At 36.1% G+C, this 17,753-nt stretch carries 14 protein-coding genes and 1 riboswitch; of the genes, 12 read left to right on the top strand and 2 right to left on the bottom strand.

Annotated features, from left to right (window positions below; all coding sequences use genetic code 11):
* Positions 1 to 108 precede the first annotated feature (108 nt).
* The 10 genes from nusA to A5821_RS05060 all read left to right on the top strand — a co-directional run bounded on the left by nusA (position 109) and on the right by A5821_RS05060 (position 10,777).
* Positions 109 to 1,290, top strand: a complete 1,182-nt coding sequence (gene nusA, locus A5821_RS05105; protein WP_086313512.1) for a transcription termination factor NusA — start codon at positions 109 to 111, stop codon at positions 1,288 to 1,290.
* A gap of 18 nt (positions 1,291 to 1,308) precedes the next feature.
* A complete protein-coding gene (rnpM, locus tag A5821_RS05100) occupies positions 1,309 to 1,605 on the top strand; it encodes an RNase P modulator RnpM (protein WP_086313511.1) in 297 nt (98 codons plus the stop codon).
* Positions 1,598 to 1,900, top strand: coding sequence for a YlxQ-related RNA-binding protein (locus A5821_RS05095; RefSeq protein WP_086313510.1), 303 nt, complete (start codon positions 1,598 to 1,600; stop codon positions 1,898 to 1,900). Before rnpM ends, A5821_RS05095 begins: the two co-directional genes overlap by 8 nt.
* A gap of 12 nt (positions 1,901 to 1,912) precedes the next feature.
* Positions 1,913 to 4,414 (top strand): translation initiation factor IF-2, encoded by a 2,502-nt coding sequence (gene infB, locus A5821_RS05090; RefSeq protein ID WP_086313509.1) that lies wholly within the window; start codon positions 1,913 to 1,915, stop codon positions 4,412 to 4,414.
* A 33-nt stretch (positions 4,415 to 4,447) separates the two neighbouring features.
* Positions 4,448 to 4,798 carry a 30S ribosome-binding factor RbfA gene (gene rbfA, locus A5821_RS05085; RefSeq protein ID WP_069634716.1) on the top strand — a complete coding sequence of 117 codons (351 nt, stop codon included), beginning with the start codon at positions 4,448 to 4,450 and terminating at the stop codon, positions 4,796 to 4,798.
* 196 nt (positions 4,799 to 4,994) lie between these two features.
* On the top strand, positions 4,995 to 6,251 hold the full coding sequence (locus tag A5821_RS05080) for a PcsB-like coiled-coil domain-containing protein (RefSeq protein WP_086313508.1): 1,257 nt from the start codon (positions 4,995 to 4,997) through the stop codon (positions 6,249 to 6,251).
* A gap of 240 nt (positions 6,252 to 6,491) precedes the next feature.
* Positions 6,492 to 7,412 (top strand): tRNA pseudouridine(55) synthase TruB, encoded by a 921-nt coding sequence (gene truB, locus A5821_RS05075; protein WP_086313507.1) that lies wholly within the window; start codon positions 6,492 to 6,494, stop codon positions 7,410 to 7,412.
* A 17-nt stretch (positions 7,413 to 7,429) separates the two neighbouring features.
* Positions 7,430 to 8,377 (top strand): riboflavin biosynthesis protein RibF, encoded by a 948-nt coding sequence (gene ribF, locus A5821_RS05070; RefSeq protein ID WP_086313506.1) that lies wholly within the window; start codon positions 7,430 to 7,432, stop codon positions 8,375 to 8,377.
* Between the two features lie 232 nt (positions 8,378 to 8,609).
* On the top strand, positions 8,610 to 10,403 hold the full coding sequence (locus tag A5821_RS05065; RefSeq protein ID WP_086313505.1) for a glycerophosphodiester phosphodiesterase family protein: 1,794 nt from the start codon (positions 8,610 to 8,612) through the stop codon (positions 10,401 to 10,403).
* Between the two features lie 128 nt (positions 10,404 to 10,531).
* On the top strand, positions 10,532 to 10,777 hold the full coding sequence (locus tag A5821_RS05060) for a hypothetical protein (protein WP_086313504.1): 246 nt from the start codon (positions 10,532 to 10,534) through the stop codon (positions 10,775 to 10,777).
* Positions 10,778 to 10,916: 139 nt separating this feature from the next.
* On the opposite strand, the gene A5821_RS05055 is transcribed toward A5821_RS05060, so the two are convergent.
* Entirely contained in the window at positions 10,917 to 11,807 is an 891-nt protein-coding gene (locus A5821_RS05055; protein ID WP_086313503.1) for a LysR family transcriptional regulator, read from the bottom strand.
* A gap of 25 nt (positions 11,808 to 11,832) precedes the next feature.
* The gene (locus A5821_RS05050) at positions 11,833 to 12,714 is read right to left on the bottom strand and encodes a LysR family transcriptional regulator (protein ID WP_086313502.1); all 882 of its coding nucleotides are present in this window, start codon (positions 12,712 to 12,714) and stop codon (positions 11,833 to 11,835) included.
* A 626-nt stretch (positions 12,715 to 13,340) separates the two neighbouring features.
* A riboswitch (M-box (ykoK) riboswitch) is annotated at positions 13,341 to 13,511 on the top strand.
* A 116-nt stretch (positions 13,512 to 13,627) separates the two neighbouring features.
* On the opposite strand from A5821_RS05050, the gene mgtA reads away from it, so the two are divergent.
* Positions 13,628 to 16,291, top strand: coding sequence for a magnesium-translocating P-type ATPase (gene mgtA, locus A5821_RS05045; RefSeq protein WP_086313501.1), 2,664 nt, complete (start codon positions 13,628 to 13,630; stop codon positions 16,289 to 16,291).
* Positions 16,292 to 16,536: 245 nt separating this feature from the next.
* Positions 16,537 to 17,694, top strand: coding sequence for a radical SAM family heme chaperone HemW (gene hemW, locus A5821_RS05040; RefSeq protein WP_086313500.1), 1,158 nt, complete (start codon positions 16,537 to 16,539; stop codon positions 17,692 to 17,694).
* The last annotated feature ends 59 nt before the right edge of the window (positions 17,695 to 17,753 follow it).

Here is a 17,753-nt window from a genome sequence, read left to right as displayed (position 1 = left end):
AGCAGAACGTTTTAGTTTTGACTTATCACGAGATGCAAGAATCGGCATATAAAAGTCGATCAGCTCCGTTCACCTTTCATTTAGACAGTAGGAGGAAATGATAAAAAAATGAGCAAAGAAATGTTAAATGCACTTGATGCATTAGAAGCTGAAAAAGGTATTTCTAAAGAGATTGTGATTGATGCACTGGAAGCAGCATTAGTTTCCGCATATAAAAGACATTATGGGCAAGCCCAAAATGTTGAAGTAGAATTTGACGGTAAAAAAGGCAATATCCATGTTTATGCCGTTAAAGAAGTAACAGAAGAAGTATTTGATTCACAATTAGAAGTGTCATTAAAAGAAGCGATGGAAGTTAATAAAGCATACGAGATGGGCGATAAAATTCGTTTTGAAGTAACGCCAAAAGATTTCGGTCGCATTGCAGCACAAACGGCTAAACAAGTTATTTTACAGCGTGTTCGTGAAGCAGAAAGAAATATTATCTATAACGAATTTAGCGCGTATGAAAATGACATCATGCAAGGGATCGTTGAAAGACAAGACCGTCGTTATATTTATGTAAACTTAGGAAAGATCGAAGCTGTCCTTTCTAAGCAAGACCAAATGCCAAATGAGTTTTATCAACCTCATGATCGTATCAAAGTATATGTTTCAAGAGTTGAAAATACTTCTAAAGGTCCGCAAGTATTCGTAAGCCGTAGTCATCCAGATTTACTGAAGCGATTGTTTGAACAAGAAATTCCAGAAGTGTATGATGGAATAGTAGAGATTGTCAGCATCGCTCGTGAAGCTGGAGATCGTTCAAAAGTTTCAGTTCGTTCAACTGACCCTAACATCGATCCTGTCGGAACGTGTGTAGGACCAAAAGGTCAACGAGTTCAAGCAATCGTGAATGAATTAAAAGGCGAGAATATGGATATTGTTGAGTGGAGTGAAGATCCTGCTGTTTTCATCAGTAACGCATTGAATCCAGCTCAAGTCGTGGATGTTATTTTCGATCCGAATAACAATAAAGCTTGTACTGTAGTTGTTCCAGATTATCAGTTATCACTTGCTATCGGTAAAAGAGGTCAAAATGCTCGTTTAGCGGCTAAATTGACTGGCTTTAAAATCGATATCAAACCAGAGTCTGAAATGGAAACTTATTACGCAGAACTTGCAGAAAACCAAGAAACACCCGAAGAAGAAGCACATGATGAAGCAATCGTAGCATCTGATATGACTGCTGATGATTACGAAAACGTCGAGTTTGAAGAAAAAACTGCAGAAGACGAAGAACAAGTCTAACGATCTGGAGGGAATACAATGAAAAAAAGAAAAATCCCGATGCGTAAATCTGTTGTTTCAGGTGAAATGAAACCCAAAAAAGAATTAGTGCGAATCACACGCTCAAAAGAAGGCGAAGTGGCAATCGATCCGACTGGTAAAATGCCAGGACGAGGTGCATATGTTTCACTTGAGCCCAAAGAAGTCCAAGAAGCATGGGACAAACATATTTTAGATCGTGTGTTGGAGACTACCTTGACAGATGCTTTTTACCAAGAATTATTAGACTACGTTGAACATCAAAAAGCACGTAAAGAGTTGTTCGGCAATGGATAAAGAAAAAGTATTAAATTTATTAGGTTTGGCTATGAGAGCTGGAAAACTAGTAACGGGTGAGGAATTGACCATCGGTGATATCCGTAGTAATAAAGCGAAATTCGTTTTTGTTGCTTCTGATGCTAGTGAGAATACAAGAAAGAAAATAAAGGACAAAAGTTCTTATTACAACGTTCCTTGTGATGATTCGTTTTTACATTCGGAGTTAAGTCATGCGATTGGCAGAACACGTATGGTGATCGGAATCAATGACCAAGGCTTTGCGATGAAGTTCAAGGAACTAATCAAAGGTTAGGAAGGTGATTGCATGGGTAAAAAAAGAATTTATGAATTAGCAAAAGAAATCAATCAATCGAGTAAAGATGTTGTCGAAAAAGCACATGCATTAGGTATGGATGTGAAAAATCACATGGGCGCAATTTCTTCTGAAGAAGAATCAAAACTTCGTCATTCATTTGGAGGAAGCAAGCCTGCAAGTACGCAACAAAAACCAGCAGCGAAACCACAAGCAACTCAAAGTGGTCAAGCGCAAACAAAACCAGCAAATCCAAAACCAGCTAACCAAAATGGAAATAGACCAAACCAAAATCAACATAAAGCACAACAACCAACTGGACAACAAAACCGTCCGCAACAAAGTAACCAAAATCAAAATCGTCCAGCACAATCAGGACAACAAACGAATCAAAACCGTAACAACCAAAATCGAAACATGCAAGGAAGCAGCCAAAATATGACTCAAAACCGTTCAAATCAAGGACAACAAAACCGTCCGCAACAAAACAACCAAAATCAAAACCGTCCAGCGACACAAACAGGACAGCAAAACCGTCCACAACAAGGACAAACTAGCAACAATTCACAAGGAAATCAAAACCGTAACAATACAAATTCTGGAAACCGTAACAATAGTTTCGGCGGAGGCGGTGGTCAAAATCGTAACCGTAATGGCTACAACAACCAAAACCGCAACAGATTTAACAAAAAAGGTAAAAAAGGCAAATACCAAGAATCAACAAAACCAGCAGTGCCAGCACGTAAATTCCGTGAATTACCAGATGTATTAGAATATACAGAAGGTATGAACGTAGCAGATATTGCGAAAAAAATTCACCGCGAACCAGCTGAGATCATCAAAAAACTATTTATGATGGGTGTTATGGTCAACCAAAACCAATCATTAGATAAAGAAACGATTGAACTATTAGCAGTTGATTATGGTATGGAACCACAAGAAAAAATTCAAGTAGATGTTGCTGATATCGATAAATTCTTTGAACCAGAAGCTTTAGTTGAAGAAAATCTTGTCACACGTCCACCAGTTGTAACGATCATGGGTCACGTTGACCATGGTAAAACAACATTGCTTGATACATTGCGTAATTCACGTGTAACTTCAGGTGAAGCAGGTGGTATCACACAACATATCGGTGCATACCAAATCGACATCGATGGCAAACCAATTACTTTCTTAGATACACCAGGACATGCTGCATTTACAAGTATGCGTGCTCGTGGAGCTGGTATCACAGATATTACGATCTTGGTTGTCGCGGCAGATGATGGTGTAATGCCGCAAACGGTCGAAGCAATCAACCATGCAAAAGCAGCAGAAGTGCCAATTATCGTGGCAGTCAACAAAGTCGATAAACCAGGTGCTAACCCTGATCACGTAAAACAAGAATTAAGTGAACATGGCTTAATTCCAGAAGAATGGGGCGGAGATACAATCTTCGTAAATATTTCAGCGAAATTCAACCAAAATATTGAAGAATTATTAGAAAATATTCTTTTAATTGCTGAAGTAGAAGATTTGAAAGCAGACCCAACACAACGTGCGATCGGTACAGTGATCGAAGCTCGTTTAGATAAAGGCAAAGGCCCTGTTGCTACATTACTTGTTCAACAAGGTTCATTGAGAGTTGGAGATCCAATCGTTGTCGGAAATACATTTGGACGTGTCCGTGTTATGACCAATGACCTTGGTCGTCGTGACAAAGCAGTAGGTCCAGCAACACCAGTTGAAATCACAGGGTTGAATGATGTGCCGCAGGCAGGAGATCGGTTTGTAGTCTTTGAAGATGAAAAAACAGCTCGTCAAGCAGGTGAAGAACGTGGCAAACGTGCCGTTCTGGAACAACGGTCATCAAATAACCGTGTAACGTTAGATAACTTATTCGAAAGTCTAAAAGAAGGCGAATTGAAAGATGTTAACGTGATTATCAAAGCTGATGTACAAGGTACAGCAGAAGCCTTAGCCGCAAGCTTACAAAAAATCGAAGTTGCAGGCGTTCGTGTGAAAATCGTTCACTCGGCTGTTGGAGCTATCAATGAAAGTGACGTGACACTTGCTGCAGCAAGTAATGCGATCATTATTGGCTTTAACGTTCGTCCGACACCACAAGCGAAACAACAAGCAGAACAAGAAGAAGTGGATATTCGTTTACACCGTATCATCTACAAAGCAATCGAAGAAATCGAAACAGCGATGAAAGGGATGCTAGATCCTGAATTTGAAGAGAAAATTACGGGTCAAATGACTGTTCGTGAACTTTATAAAGTATCTAAAGTTGGAACGATTGCAGGTTGTTACGTAACAGAAGGCTCTATCCGTCGTGATAGTGGTGTTCGTGTAATTCGTGATGGCATCGTGATCTTTGAAGGCAAACTAGCTAGCTTGAAACGTTTCAAAGATGATGCGAAAGAAGTGAAACTTGGCTTTGAATGTGGTGCCATGGTTGAAAACTTCAACGATCTTAAAGTGGATGATGTAATTGAAGGCTTCGTTATGGAAGAAATCAAACAATAATAATAACTAAAAGTAGAGAGAAGGAGAAACAGTATGGCAAATTATCGTGACCGTCGAGTGGGTCAAGAAATCATGCGTGAAATCAATGATATATTGAGAAAACGTGTAAGAGATCCTCGTGTGCAAGATATTACAATTACCGATGTTCGAGTAACTGGCGATCTACAACAAGCGACGATTTATTACAGTTTGTTATCTGATCTAGCTTCTGATCAACAAAAAGCGCAACAAGGATTAGATAAAGCCAAAGGATTGATTCGTAAAGAATTAGGTCAACGTTTAACATTGTACAAAACGCCTGAACTGATTTTTGAAAAAGATGAATCCGTGCAATATGGGAATCATATTGATGAATTGATTCGTAAATTGAATCAAGGTGATTAAAATAATAGGTTAATGTACCTAATAAAAAGACCGAAAAGGAATGATCCTCTTCGGTCTTTTTTTGTACTTTTGTAACAGAATTATTTTTTGTAACTATATTGAAAGGAACTGTAACATTTTTACCGATTAACTAAAATGGATTTGTGTTATTATTTGAAGTACAAGTCTTATCGTTGAAGAAAATGGAGGGTTAATAGTGAAGAAAAAGAATTTGTCATTATTAATAGTTAGTATGATTACAGTTGCCGGAACAATTGCGCCAATTAGTTCGCTGGCAGAAACAGCTGATAAAAAAATAGAACAACAAGATAAAGAAATTTCGGCATTGAAAGAGAAACAACAGGGAGTAGCCAATCAGATAGCTTCACTAGAAGAAGAAATAGCTTCGATCTTTGATGAAGGTGTTGCCTTGAATAAACAAAAAACAGATTTAACAAAAGAATCTGAGCAATTAAAGAAAGATATCGCTGCACTAGATGTACGCATCAATAAAAGAACTGAAGCAATCCAAAAGCAAGGGCGCAATGTTCAAGTGAATGGACAAGGCACTCAAATTCTTGATATTCTTTTAAATTCAGAATCAATTACAGATGCAGTCGGTCGAGTGCAAGCAATTTCTTCAATTATGACAGCAAATAATGATTTGATTAAACAACAAAAAGAAGACAAAACACTCGTTGAAACGAAGAAATCAGATATTCAAAAGAATTTAGCTGCTGTAGAAGAAGCAACAGCTCAATTAGAAAAAGAAAAAGAAAACCTAGTTGCAAAACAAGCAGATTTGAATGTTTTGAAAGCAGAAGTTGATTCCGAAACTTCTGGTGCTGAAAATTCAAAAAATAAACTCTTAAAAGAACAGCAAGAAGCGCTAAAAGCGCAACTAGCAAATGAAACGAAAAAGAAAGAGGCTAAGAAGACTGAGACTTCTAACAAGCCGGAAAAACAATCTACACAAAGTGAAAGCACTAGTGAAACAACGAAAGAAACAACAACTACACCTCCTGTAGAGACGGATGAACCTAAAGAGACCGCTCCAAGCACGCCTGAGGGGAATAATTCGAATAACCAAGGAAATACAGTAGTGCCAGAAAATCCTGACAAACCAATAGAGCCGCCAGTGACTTCAGCTGACGCAACTTTCCAAGCACTTAATGCATTACGTACAGCGAATGGATTGAATCCAGTAAGTTGGGATGCTGGCCTTGCTGCTGCAGCTAGCGGAAGAGCTGCAATGATGCAAGATTTTCAAATACCATCAGATCATTGGAATCGCGGAGATGAAGTAATTGCCTTCATGTTTGCTCCAGGAAACTCTGTTATTATGGCTTGGTATAATGAGACCAACATGGTATCTCCATCTGGAACAGGACATCGTGATTGGGAAATGAATCCTAGCATGACACGTGTAGGGTTCGGTTATGCAGGTGACGTGATTGTAGGGCATTCTGCTTAATAAAACAATCAAATCCATAAGCGTAAAACAAAAACGGATGAACCGTTTTTGTTTTACGCTTTTTTTAAGAATCACATTCATTAGATCGACCGATATGTTGAACAAGGTGAGCATCTTCCAAAAATAATTTATATGTGAACTATCTCTATCACTCAAGACCCGTTTTTTAAAAATGAATTTCTCTTCTCTTCTATGCTATAATATATCAGTTGATACTATAATTTTTGGAGGAACTATTAGATGGACGGTATTTTACCTTTATGGAAAGAAGCTGGTATGACTAGTCATGACTGTGTTTTCAAACTAAGGAAAATTTTACATACAAAAAAAATTGGTCACGGCGGTACTTTAGATCCTGATGTGTCTGGGGTTTTACCTATTTGTATCGGAAAAGGGACGAAAGTAATTGAATATATGGTTGATTCAGGTAAGACGTATGAAGGAGAAATTACGCTTGGTTTTTCTACGACAACAGAAGATGTTAGTGGAGAAATAGTGGAGAAAGTTGTGCTGTCTAAACCTTTTTCAAACGAAGAAATCGATGCTGCTATGCAGACGATGACAGGCGTTATAACACAAATCCCACCGATGTTTTCTGCAGTCAAAGTCAACGGGAAACGTCTTTATGAGTATGCTCGAAATGGAGAAGACGTTGAGCGACCAGTGAGAGAAGCGATGATTTATTCTTTTGAACGTACCAGTGAGCCTGAATTTAATCTAGAAAACGGAACACAAAGTTGGCGCTTTAAAGTAGTTTGTGGTAAAGGAACTTATGTGAGAACGTTGTCTGTTGATACAGGACTTGCCTTAGGAGTGCCAGCGCACATGTCTGATTTGACGCGTACGGCAAGCGGTGGCCTAACAGCTGAGCAGAGTTTGACCTTAGCGCAGGTCGCAGAAAGAATGGAACAAAACAAAATAGCAGAAACGCTTTTGCCGATTGAAATAGCTATCGAACGCTTTAAACGCATTGATTTAACGGAGGAGCTTTACAACAAAGTTAAAAATGGTGTTCGATTAAGTCCAACCGATTTGGCTCTAAAGGAAATGCCGCAGGATTTGGTGGCCTTATTTTATCAAAATCAAGTCGTAAGCTTATATATGGCACATCCGACAAAGCCAAATGTATTAAAACCTAGCAAAGTGCTAAGAAATAATTAATAGAAAGAAGTTTTAACATGCAGATCATTCCAATTCGACATCCATATAATCCAGAACAAATCCCAGTAGAAGAGGTTGTTATGGTACTAGGATTTTTTGATGGTGTTCACCGTGGACACCAGAAAGTCATTGAAACAGGAAAAAAAATTGCGGAGAAGAAAGGCTTAAAATTAGCCGTCATGACATTTAATCAGCATCCGTCCATCGTTTTTCAAAAAGTTTTGCCTGAGAATATGAAATATTTGACAAGCTTAGAGCAAAAAGAACAATTGATGGAAAATTTAGGGGTAGATTTGTTATATGTAATCGAATTTACTTCGGCATTTGCGCATTTAGCGCCACAAGAATTTGTAGATCAATATATCGTTGGACTACATGCGGCTGCAGCCGTTTCTGGATTTGATTATACTTACGGACCGAAAGATATCGCAGATGTCGCCCATCTACCAGGCTATGCTAAAGATCGATTTGAAGTTGTGACGGTAGGTAAAGAAGAGTTGGATGGAGCGAAAATCAGTTCAACACGCATTCGCGAATTGATGGAACAAGGGAAGATGGAAGAGGTTACTGAATTACTAGGGTATGTCTATGAAACAGATGGCACCGTTGTTCATGGTGATGCTAGAGGACGTTTATTAGGATTTCCTACTGCTAATATCAAAGTAAAAAGTACAGTGCGCTTGCCTAGAATCGGTGTTTACGCTGTGAAAATTAAAATTGGAAACAAATGGCATATTGGTATGGGCTCGATCGGTCACAATGATACTTTTGGTGACGGTCGTGAACTAACTGTGGAGGTATATATTTTAGATTTCCATCAAGATATTTATGGTGAATATGTAACTGTGCGTTGGAACCATTATTTACGTGACCAAGTGAAATTTGATGGAGCGGAAAATTTGATTGTACAGCTAAAACAAGACGAACAAGATACTGCAGATTATTTTTTGAATAACAATCACTAATATAGTTTCATCATATTCGATAAACTGAATAAAGCAGCAATGAGTTTGGTTGTTGCTTATTTAGTTTAATTGTTTTTTTTCAGACTTTAGTTTCAGTGAAGTGGAAACTTGGAGTAGGAAAAATAATATAAAATTTTATATAAAAACAAATTTTTCTACATCGGATCAAAGTAAATTGATATACTATAATTGCACTACTAAAGGAGAAGTCATTAACGATAAGGGGCATTACATGGAAAAAAAGAAACGTGAAAAGAAGAAAAGAAAACTGTTTAGACTTCCGACGTTATTTATACTCTTGATTTTGGGCGGAATCGCTTTTTTATTTTGGTATTATTACAACCTCGATTATCAGGATAACGCTACGCCGTCCTATAATGGGTATCAAGTTTCCCCAATAGATTTAGAGATATCAGGTGTTGACTTTCACCAAGGTACTGAGCCTTTATTGGAAGGAAGTCGAGTGAATTCTGAATTTGCTGAGCCATTGATCGATCCATGGCCGCAAGATGAGCAAATCAAACAACCAGCAACGCTACCTGTTTTTCGTTTGTGGGATATGGACAATAAACAAACTGTTTACAAAGCAAGCGTAAATCTGTCAAGTGTGAAACATATTGAAAAAGTTGAATTTCCAACGTTTGGTGAAGAAAATGGACCAAACGATTTACAAATCTATCCAGCGAAATATCATCCAGAAAGTAGTACATGGGAAACAGATATTCTGGTTAAGAACCATCAAGAAGCGGGACGTTATCAGATTAAACTGTTGATTACGAAAGAAAATGGAAAAACTGAATTAGTGGACTTTGGTGAGTTTGTAGTTGAACAGCCTAGCATAGAAGCTGCAGTGGACAATGCTAACGTTGGTAAAGGGCAGTTTGATGTAAATATTCAGACTAAAAGCACTGCTGATATTGAAAAAGTACTAGTTCCAGTGTGGTCAAAAGAGGATAAAAGTGATAAAAAAGTATATGAGGGGACCCTTCAACCTGATAATACCTATAAAGTTCATGTTGATTACGAAGATTTCGCTTTTAATAATGGTCTGTACCATGCGAGTGCCCAACTAATTACAATGAATGGATTAAAAGCTGAGTGTGAGGCTGGCACTGCAGAGATTGAGTTGAGACGGCCAGTCCGTATCCGAATCATGCAAGAAACAACGTTGTTTCAAAATAGAACCTTGTCTAAAACAGCTAAACAATTACCAGCAAACAGTATGGCTTATGTGAAAGGGATCGTCTTTAATTCTGAAAAAAAAGTTTATCGAACGACTGAGGGCTATATTTCCGCTGAGAATATTGAAATTAGTGAAATGATGGATGATATACGTTATGTAGCTCATCGTGGAAATCATAAAGTAGCGCCCGAAAACTCTATCCCGTCCTTCCAACAATCTGATAGTTGGGGAATTGAAACGGATATTTGGCTGACAAAGGATAAACAGTGGGTGATCATGCATGATAGAACAGTTGACCGAATGACAAATGGTAAAGGGAAAATCAGTGATTTGACATTAGCTCAGATAAAAGCCTTGCGCATCGATCAAGGATCAAATAAAGAAAATTATTCCCAAGAACAATTAATTGTTCCGACACTAGAAGAGTTTCTAACGATCATGAATAATAAACAGAGTATTCCTTTTATTGAAGTTAAGGCAAAGAATCTTGAACCGAGCGATTATGATCATCTTGCAAATTTAATTACTTCCTATGGTATGTCTAATACAGCGGTGATCATTTCATTTGATTATCCAAATTTAGTGGAAATGAAAAAACGTCTTCCAGACACTCAGGTTCAATTGTTAGCTAAAACTTTAGATGAACAAATGATTACTCAAACGAGTAGTTTAGGTGGGAAAGCTGGTCTAGATATCAAATATGATAGTGTAGTGAATAGGCCAGACTTAATTGCTAAAGCTCAAAGTAAAGGATTGTCTGTTAATTTATGGGGAGTGCCTCAAAATGAATTTAAAAAGATGGAGGCATTAGGGATAAATAATTTAACAACGGACTATGACTAAGGAGTATTTAAGCCTTTTTGTAAAGGAATAGATTCATAAAAATTTTAGGATGGTTCATGTTTTTTATTCTGTCATAATGGACGATAAGCAAAAATAATTGCTTACTATTTTTTAGGAGGATAAAATCCATGAAAAAAATTATTTTAGGAACAACAATCTTATTTTGCTCAGTTGCTCTAGTAGGATGCGGTAAAAATGCGGAAAAGAACAATGATAAAACTGAAGGATCGTCGTCCTCCAGAATTGAAAAAAGTAGCAGTTCTCTAGAATCAAGCAAGAAAGATAAGCACGAAAAAACTTCGGAATCGAAAGAAGTTGGCAACGAAACTACAGAGTCCGTAGTAAAAAAAGAAAAAGTAAAAAAAACTGTTTAACAGGGGATAATGTAGAATCTACAAAATGATTTTTAAAAGTAGTGACTGAGTTGGTTTGTAAGGATGTGAGTGGGGATATAACTCAAAGAGTTATGTCCCCACTCACATTTTTTTTTTAAGAATCAGTGTATGAAATTCATTAAAAAGAAGTATCAATAAAAGATGATAATACTTGTTTTAGTTGATTTCCAATATATTTATTTTTAAGATAATAGATCGACATCACTCTGAGTGGGAGGCTTTCATCATTTATAGAAATGATGTCTAGATCATCCAAATGACGTTGTAAATATTGTGGGACGATAGAAAAAGTATCGGTGTTTTTTACCATGTAAAGAATCAATTCAGTGGTATCAACGTGAATATCCATTTCTTGAGATCTTGATGGGAGACTGTTTTTCATCCAATCATAAATTGTTTTCGTTTCAAGAAATGTTTGATTAAAGAATACAAAAGGATAATTATCAAATAAGTCTAGACTAATTGTTGCATGGTCGAAAACTGGGTGGCCTTTTCGCATGATGATTTTGTATTCGTTTGAATAAATATCTATTTTATTTATCGTGTCAGGTACATTGTTTATGGAAGGGCCAATTCCAATATCCGATTCTAATGTTTCGAGTGAGTGAAAGATATTATCTGAAATAATTGTATTGATTCTCAAATATTTATATTCTTGAAACAATGCTGAAAGAGTCTCATTTAATTTGAATTCTAGATCGTTTAAAAAAAGAGAAACATTAATCGTAGTTAATGCAGATTCTTTTGAAAAGGAGAGGTCATTGATCTCATCGCAAATATAGAACATTTCTTGTTTGATACGCCAACAATGACTTTCTAGTATTTTTCCAGCGGGGGTGAGTTGACATTCTTCTTTAGCTCTAAAAAATAGTGCTGCCCCGATTTCATCTTCAAGATTTTTTATTTGCTTACTTAATGCGGCTTGTGAAATGCCGAGATGATTGCTGGCTCTAGTGAATTGTTTTTGTTCGCAGAGTGTTAAGAAGTAGTTTAAATGAGTTAATTCCATGTTTTTTTCTCCTTTCAATTTGTTGTTAAAAAATAAATTGAAGTTGTTCGATTAGATCTTTATGTGCTTTTGAGAGAGGTAGGTCTGAATGATAACCAATAGAAATATTTCTGAAAGGTCCATCAATGATCTCGACTGATGTAATACTTAAATAATTCGGAATGGAATCTGCCAATGAGTAAGGAAGAAATGCCACGCCAAAGTCTTGATCGACTAAATTCAATATCGAGATTGTTGAAGGTAGTTCGTAACATTGATTATCTTTAAGTTCAGGATGGTTTATTTCTATCCAAGTTTTAATTATGTTCTTTTCATAGATTTGTTTTGAATAATTTATTAAAGGGGTTTGCAGTAAATGCTCTACTGACAATTCGTTTAGATAAGATAGTTGATTTTTTTTGCTAATGAAAACAACGTAAGATTCTGAAAAAATCAAACTACTTGCTATTTTAGAATTCTCTTCTGATAGAATACCGACTGCTATATCGATTTCTTTATTTTCCAGAGCTATTTCAAGATTGTCGTAATAGCCATAATCAATAGAGGCTAATGGATATTTTTGGTGAAAGTCTGTTAGCATTTTTGCAATCAAATAGTCAGTGTCAGCTAAATTTGTTCCGATTTTGATGGTTGCCGTTTCTCCAGTATGGACAAGTAAATTGATTTCTGTGACAGCCATTTCAAATTCTTGAAAAATTTTCTCCCCTCTTTTTTTTAAAACAAGACCCTCAGGCGTTAAGGTGTTATTGCCGTAATCTCTCGTTATCAGTTGGGCGTTTAGCTCCTGCTCTAATTCTCGAATATGTGTGCTTAAATAAGGCTGAGAAATACCTAATTCCTCTGATGTTTTTGTAAAGCTTTTGTTTTTGCATAATGCTAAAAAATAGTCTAATTGTTTTAATTTCATTTGCTCATCTCCTTTACTCTGTTGAAAATAAATGCTGGTTCTCTTCAAGATAAAATAATTTGAGATGAAATAGTCATTTTTTTTTTAAAATATACAAAAAATTAATAGTATTTTTTTATTTTGAAATAATGACTGTTTTCTATAAAGGAAAAGAGCCCTTTTAATTGGTAATAGCCGACCAATTAAAAGGACTTTTATCAGTATTAGCTTACTGATAGGGAATAGTGAACTATTAGTGAATAGGTTGTTTCTTAGTTTAGTATAATTTTTTTTGGCCAATAGAGCCATTCTGTTTTATTTATAGTGCTATTACTTTTTATGAAATTTGAACAATGAACTTTGGAAATATAAATCCCACTACGGGGGAAAGCCGAAGTGGGATCCATCAGAGCTTACTTTGTAAAAAGGAGTATGGATGTTACATAAACGAACTTGGGAGATTCGTTTATACAAATATAGTAAATAAAATGAACTGAATAAACTATTTCTTTTTTGTCATAGAAGTATTCTTTTTTATAAATGATTTAAAAAGGAAGATGGCGAAAAAACTACATTCAAAAAAAGTTATACAGGTATCGTTTTTTTTGTCTATAAATGTAAGGCATAATTCATTAGAATAACAGTGTAATTCTTCTTGTTAGGCGAGGCTCCTATACAAACACAGGCTACTGCCCAAAAATGTCGAGAGACGCCAATGGGTAGAACAGGAACTGTCGAATTAAGGCTTTTCTTAAGGTAGCTAAAAGCTTGGGCTTTTTACGTTGTATAGTGCCAAAACTCAACGATTATGGAGACTCACGGCAAAGCGGGCTGAGTTTTCAGTGCGCTTTTTTGTGTGGAAAGGATGTGGTGACGGTGCCAGAAGATAGTTCGATAAGCCAGAGATCAACTAAAAGAAAAGAGGATAATCTAGATGCAAAAAGAAATGAAGAACATGATCCATGAAAAAGCTTATCAAAAGATAGCGAATTTATCTATCGATAAAGTTTTAGAAAGCTTTTCCTCTTCTTGGGATGGCTTGAAAGCACGAGAAGTTCAACACTCGAAAGAAAAATTCGGTATAAATAAAATTACAGATAATAAAAAAAAGTCCTTTATTTATACTGTGATAAAATCCTATGTCACACCATTTACTGTTGTATTGATGATACTAGCAACTATCTCGTTTTTCACTGAATATGTGTATGCTGAACCAAGTGAGAAAGACATTACTGGGGTTTTGATTATGGTGGTCATGGTTTTGTTAAGCGGCACTATGACTTTAGTTCAATCAGTGAAATCAAGTAATGCAGTCAGTAAATTACAAAATATGATTCAGATCACAGCGACTGTTACCAGAGAAAATAAAGAAATGGAAATACCTGTGGACGAAGTTGTTTGTGGTGACTTAGTTAATCTTGCAGCAGGAGACATGATTCCAGCAGATTTGCGGTTGATTCATGCGAAGGACTTATTCGTTTCACAATCAGCGATGACAGGAGAAAGTTTTCCAGTTGAAAAAAAAGTCAAAAATGTTACTTCTACAAATAATAATAACCAAACAGATTTTGATAATTTATTGTTTTTAGGCAGCAATGTCGTTAGCGGCAGTGGTGTTGGTGTAGCTGTTCGGGTTGGGGATAATACACTGTTTGGAAAAATTGCACAAGATGTTGCAGATGATGAGAAAAAAACAAGCTTTGAATTAGGTGTAAACAAAACGACATGGTTATTGATTCGTTTTATGATGGTGATTACGCCAGCAGTATTTTTGATCAATGGAATCACAAAAGGCGATTGGGGTGAAGCCTTAATGTTTGCTATTGCAACGGCTGTAGGGCTTACACCAGAAATGCTGCCAATGATCGTTACGACTAATTTGGTCAAAGGTTCTAGGGATATGGCAAAAGAAGGAACGATCATGAAAAACGTCAACGCGATTCAAAATTTTGGTGCCATGGATATTTTATGTACGGATAAAACTGGCACCCTGACACAAGACAAGGTCATTTTAGAATATCATTACAATACCTCATGCCAAGAAGATCGGGAAGTATTGCGTTCTGCTTTTTTAAATAGTTATTTCCAAACTGGTCTGCGTAATTTAATCGATAAGGCAATTATTGAAGCGTCATCGAAAGAGTTATCTATCGATGAAGAAGATTATTTTAAGATTGATGAAATTCCTTTCGACTTTAATCGCAGAAGAATGAGTGTTGTTATTAAAAATAGAAGATCGAATCAAAGCTTTTTGATTACTAAAGGAGCAGTTGAAGAAATGCTGCAAGCATGCTCTCATATCAATCAGGCTGGAGACGTTGTTCCGATCACACCAAAAATAAAAAAACAAGTATTAAAAACAGTGAAGGAATTAAATGAAGATGGTCTAAGAGTCTTAGCGATCGCAGATAAAAAAGTCAACAATCAATTAGATGACTATTCTGTTGCAGATGAACAGGAACTGATTTTACAAGGGTATCTCGCTTTTCTAGATCCTCCCAAAGAAACGGCGGCTGCTGCTATTCAAGCATTAAAAAGTAACGGAGTTTCTGTAAAAATTCTAACAGGTGATAATGAATTAGTAACACGTTCAGTTTGTAAAGAAGTTGGTCTGGGGACTGAAAAAATGATCGATGGTTCAGCAATTTCTAAATTATCTGAATCAGAACTAGAACAGATGGTCAATAAATATACTATTTTTACAAAAGTAACACCTGATCAAAAAACAAAAATTGTTAAAGCGTTGAAGAAAAATGAACAAACAGTTGGCTTCATGGGGGACGGAATCAATGACGCAGGAGCTATGAAAGTCTCTGATGTTGGAATTTCTGTAGATACGGCAGTTGATATTGCAAAAGAATCGGCTGATGTGATTTTGCTGCAAAAAGACTTAATGGTTTTAGAACAGGGAATTATTTCTGGACGCAAAGTCTTTAGTAATACAATGAAGTATATCAAAATGACAGCAAGTTCAAATTTTGGGAATGTATTTTCTGTTATTCCTGCGAGTATTTTTTTACCATTTTTACCAGTTGCGCCGATTCAATCACTATTTTTGAATTTGATTTACGATACATCTTGCATGTCCGTTCCGTGGGATAACGTGGATAAAGAGTATGTCGAAAAGCCTAAGAAGTGGGAAGCCAAATCAATTGGTTCATTCATGAAATGGTTTGGACCGACAAGTTCTGTTTTTGATATCGTTACTTATCTATTTATGTATTTTATTATTTGTCCAACTATCTTAGGCGGTGGATTTTTCTCATTAGCAGCCGATCAGAAACTCTTATTTATCGCTATTTTCCATGCAGGTTGGTTTATTGAGTCTCTATGGTCACAAATGTTGGTACTTCATATATTGAGAACGCCAAAAATACCTTTCCTTCAAAGTAGAGCTTCAGGCATCTTGACGCTCGTCACTTCAGTTGGAATTTTAATTGGAACAATTTTGCCGTTTACGAATTTAGGAGCAAGCATTGGTTTTGCACCACTTCCAGGAAATTACTTTTTTTACTTGATTCCAACAATCATTGCGTATTTACTCTTAGTAACAGTGATCAAGAAAATATATATAAGAAAATATCAAGAATTACTCTAGTCAGAAAATACAGAGTTTTAACTGGGCTATTCTATCAAATATCAGACACTTTGATTTCGCGGGAGATATCAAAGTGTCTGTCTTTATTGTATAGTGTCATTACTTTTAAAAGGGGAGCGGAAGAATGAAAAAGCGGGAAATTATGAAGCAAATTAAAACATTTTATCATTGAGTGTGGTAAGATAAGAGACGTCTTCTATATGATGTAAAATAGCAAGACACTCTAAAGTGGAGGAAGAAATAAATTGAAAAACAATTCTAATAGCACCTCAGCATATATACATATTCCGTTTTGCGAACATATCTGTTACTACTGTGACTTCAATAAAGTTTTTTTAGAAGGACAACCTGTAGATGAATATATTCAAAGTCTTTTAAAAGAGATCCGATTAACGAAAGAGCACTATCCAAGCAATGATACCAAAACAATTTACATTGGAGGGGGAACACCTACATCGTTATCGGCGAATCAATTAGCAGTTTTATTAGAAGGTGTACGAAATTTACTCCCTTTTGATCCTAAAAATGAATTTACAGTGGAAGCTAACCCTGGAGATTTAACACAGGAAAAATTACATGTAATGAAAGAATATGGTGTGAACCGCTTGTCGATGGGCGTACAAACTTTTGATAATCAATTGTTGAAGAAAATTGGAAGAAAACATACAGCTGAAGATGTGTACGAAACGATGAAATTTTTGGAAAAAGAAAATTTTTCAAATGTAAGTATCGATTTGATCTATGCTTTGCCTGGACAAACACTAGAAGGATTCCGGGATACGTTGAAACGTGCGATCGAACTTGATTTACCTCACTATTCATTGTATTCACTAATTTTAGAAAATAAAACAATGTTTATGAATTGGGTTCGTCAAGGGCGCTTACAGTTACCAGATCAAGAAGTTGAAGCCCAAATGTTTGAAGAAACGATCATCGCGATGGAAAAAGGCGGCAGACACCAGTATGAAGTGAGTAACTTCGCATTAAAAGGTAAAGAAAGTCAGCATAATTTGATTTACTGGGATAATGAACACTATTATGGGTTTGGCGCTGGAGCAAGTGGCTATTTAGGACATACTCGCTATCGAAATCACGGACCAATTCAGCATTACCTAAAACCTTTACGTGATGATCAGTTACCAACTGTTGAAAAAGAGATACTAACATTGAATAATCAGATGGAAGAGCAACTTTTCTTAGGATTGCGCAAAAAAGATGGTGTCTCTAAAGCGCAATTTAAAGAAAAATTTGGTGTTACGTTAGAGCAAGTTTATAAAGAAAAGATCCCTAAATTGATTGAAAAGGGGTTATTATTGGAAAATGATACGTCTATTCAACTTTCCGAAAAAGGCTTATTTGTTGGAAATGATGTTTTCGAAGAGTTTCTAATCGACAAAGAATAAAAAAGAAAAAGTACAGAGCTGTTTTTGAATAAAAACCCTCTAGTGCTTTTTTTTTATCA

This window comes from Enterococcus sp. 7F3_DIV0205, assembly GCF_002141365.2.
GTDB lineage: Bacteria > Bacillota > Bacilli > Lactobacillales > Enterococcaceae > Enterococcus_L > Enterococcus_L palustris.
This window is presented reverse-complemented; position numbering and strand designations above follow the sequence as displayed.

What these genes read in the sequence shown, in the direction of transcription:
- rbfA (WP_069634716.1), top strand. Translation starts at nt 4,448, where the DNA reads ATGGCAAATTATCGTGACCGTCGAGTGGGTCAAGAAATCATGCGTGAA.
- A5821_RS05065 (WP_086313505.1), top strand. Translation starts at nt 8,610, where the DNA reads ATGGAAAAAAAGAAACGTGAAAAGAAGAAAAGAAAACTGTTTAGACTT.
- mgtA (WP_086313501.1), top strand. Translation starts at nt 13,628, where the DNA reads ATGCAAAAAGAAATGAAGAACATGATCCATGAAAAAGCTTATCAAAAG.
- A5821_RS05095 (WP_086313510.1), top strand. Translation starts at nt 1,598, where the DNA reads ATGGATAAAGAAAAAGTATTAAATTTATTAGGTTTGGCTATGAGAGCT.
- infB (WP_086313509.1), top strand. Translation starts at nt 1,913, where the DNA reads ATGGGTAAAAAAAGAATTTATGAATTAGCAAAAGAAATCAATCAATCG.
- A5821_RS05055 (WP_086313503.1), bottom strand. Translation starts at nt 11,807, where the DNA reads ATGGAATTAACTCATTTAAACTACTTCTTAACACTCTGCGAACAAAAA.
- nusA (WP_086313512.1), top strand. Translation starts at nt 109, where the DNA reads ATGAGCAAAGAAATGTTAAATGCACTTGATGCATTAGAAGCTGAAAAA.
- A5821_RS05050 (WP_086313502.1), bottom strand. Translation starts at nt 12,714, where the DNA reads ATGAAATTAAAACAATTAGACTATTTTTTAGCATTATGCAAAAACAAA.
- truB (WP_086313507.1), top strand. Translation starts at nt 6,492, where the DNA reads ATGGACGGTATTTTACCTTTATGGAAAGAAGCTGGTATGACTAGTCAT.
- rnpM (WP_086313511.1), top strand. Translation starts at nt 1,309, where the DNA reads ATGAAAAAAAGAAAAATCCCGATGCGTAAATCTGTTGTTTCAGGTGAA.
- A5821_RS05060 (WP_086313504.1), top strand. Translation starts at nt 10,532, where the DNA reads ATGAAAAAAATTATTTTAGGAACAACAATCTTATTTTGCTCAGTTGCT.
- ribF (WP_086313506.1), top strand. Translation starts at nt 7,430, where the DNA reads ATGCAGATCATTCCAATTCGACATCCATATAATCCAGAACAAATCCCA.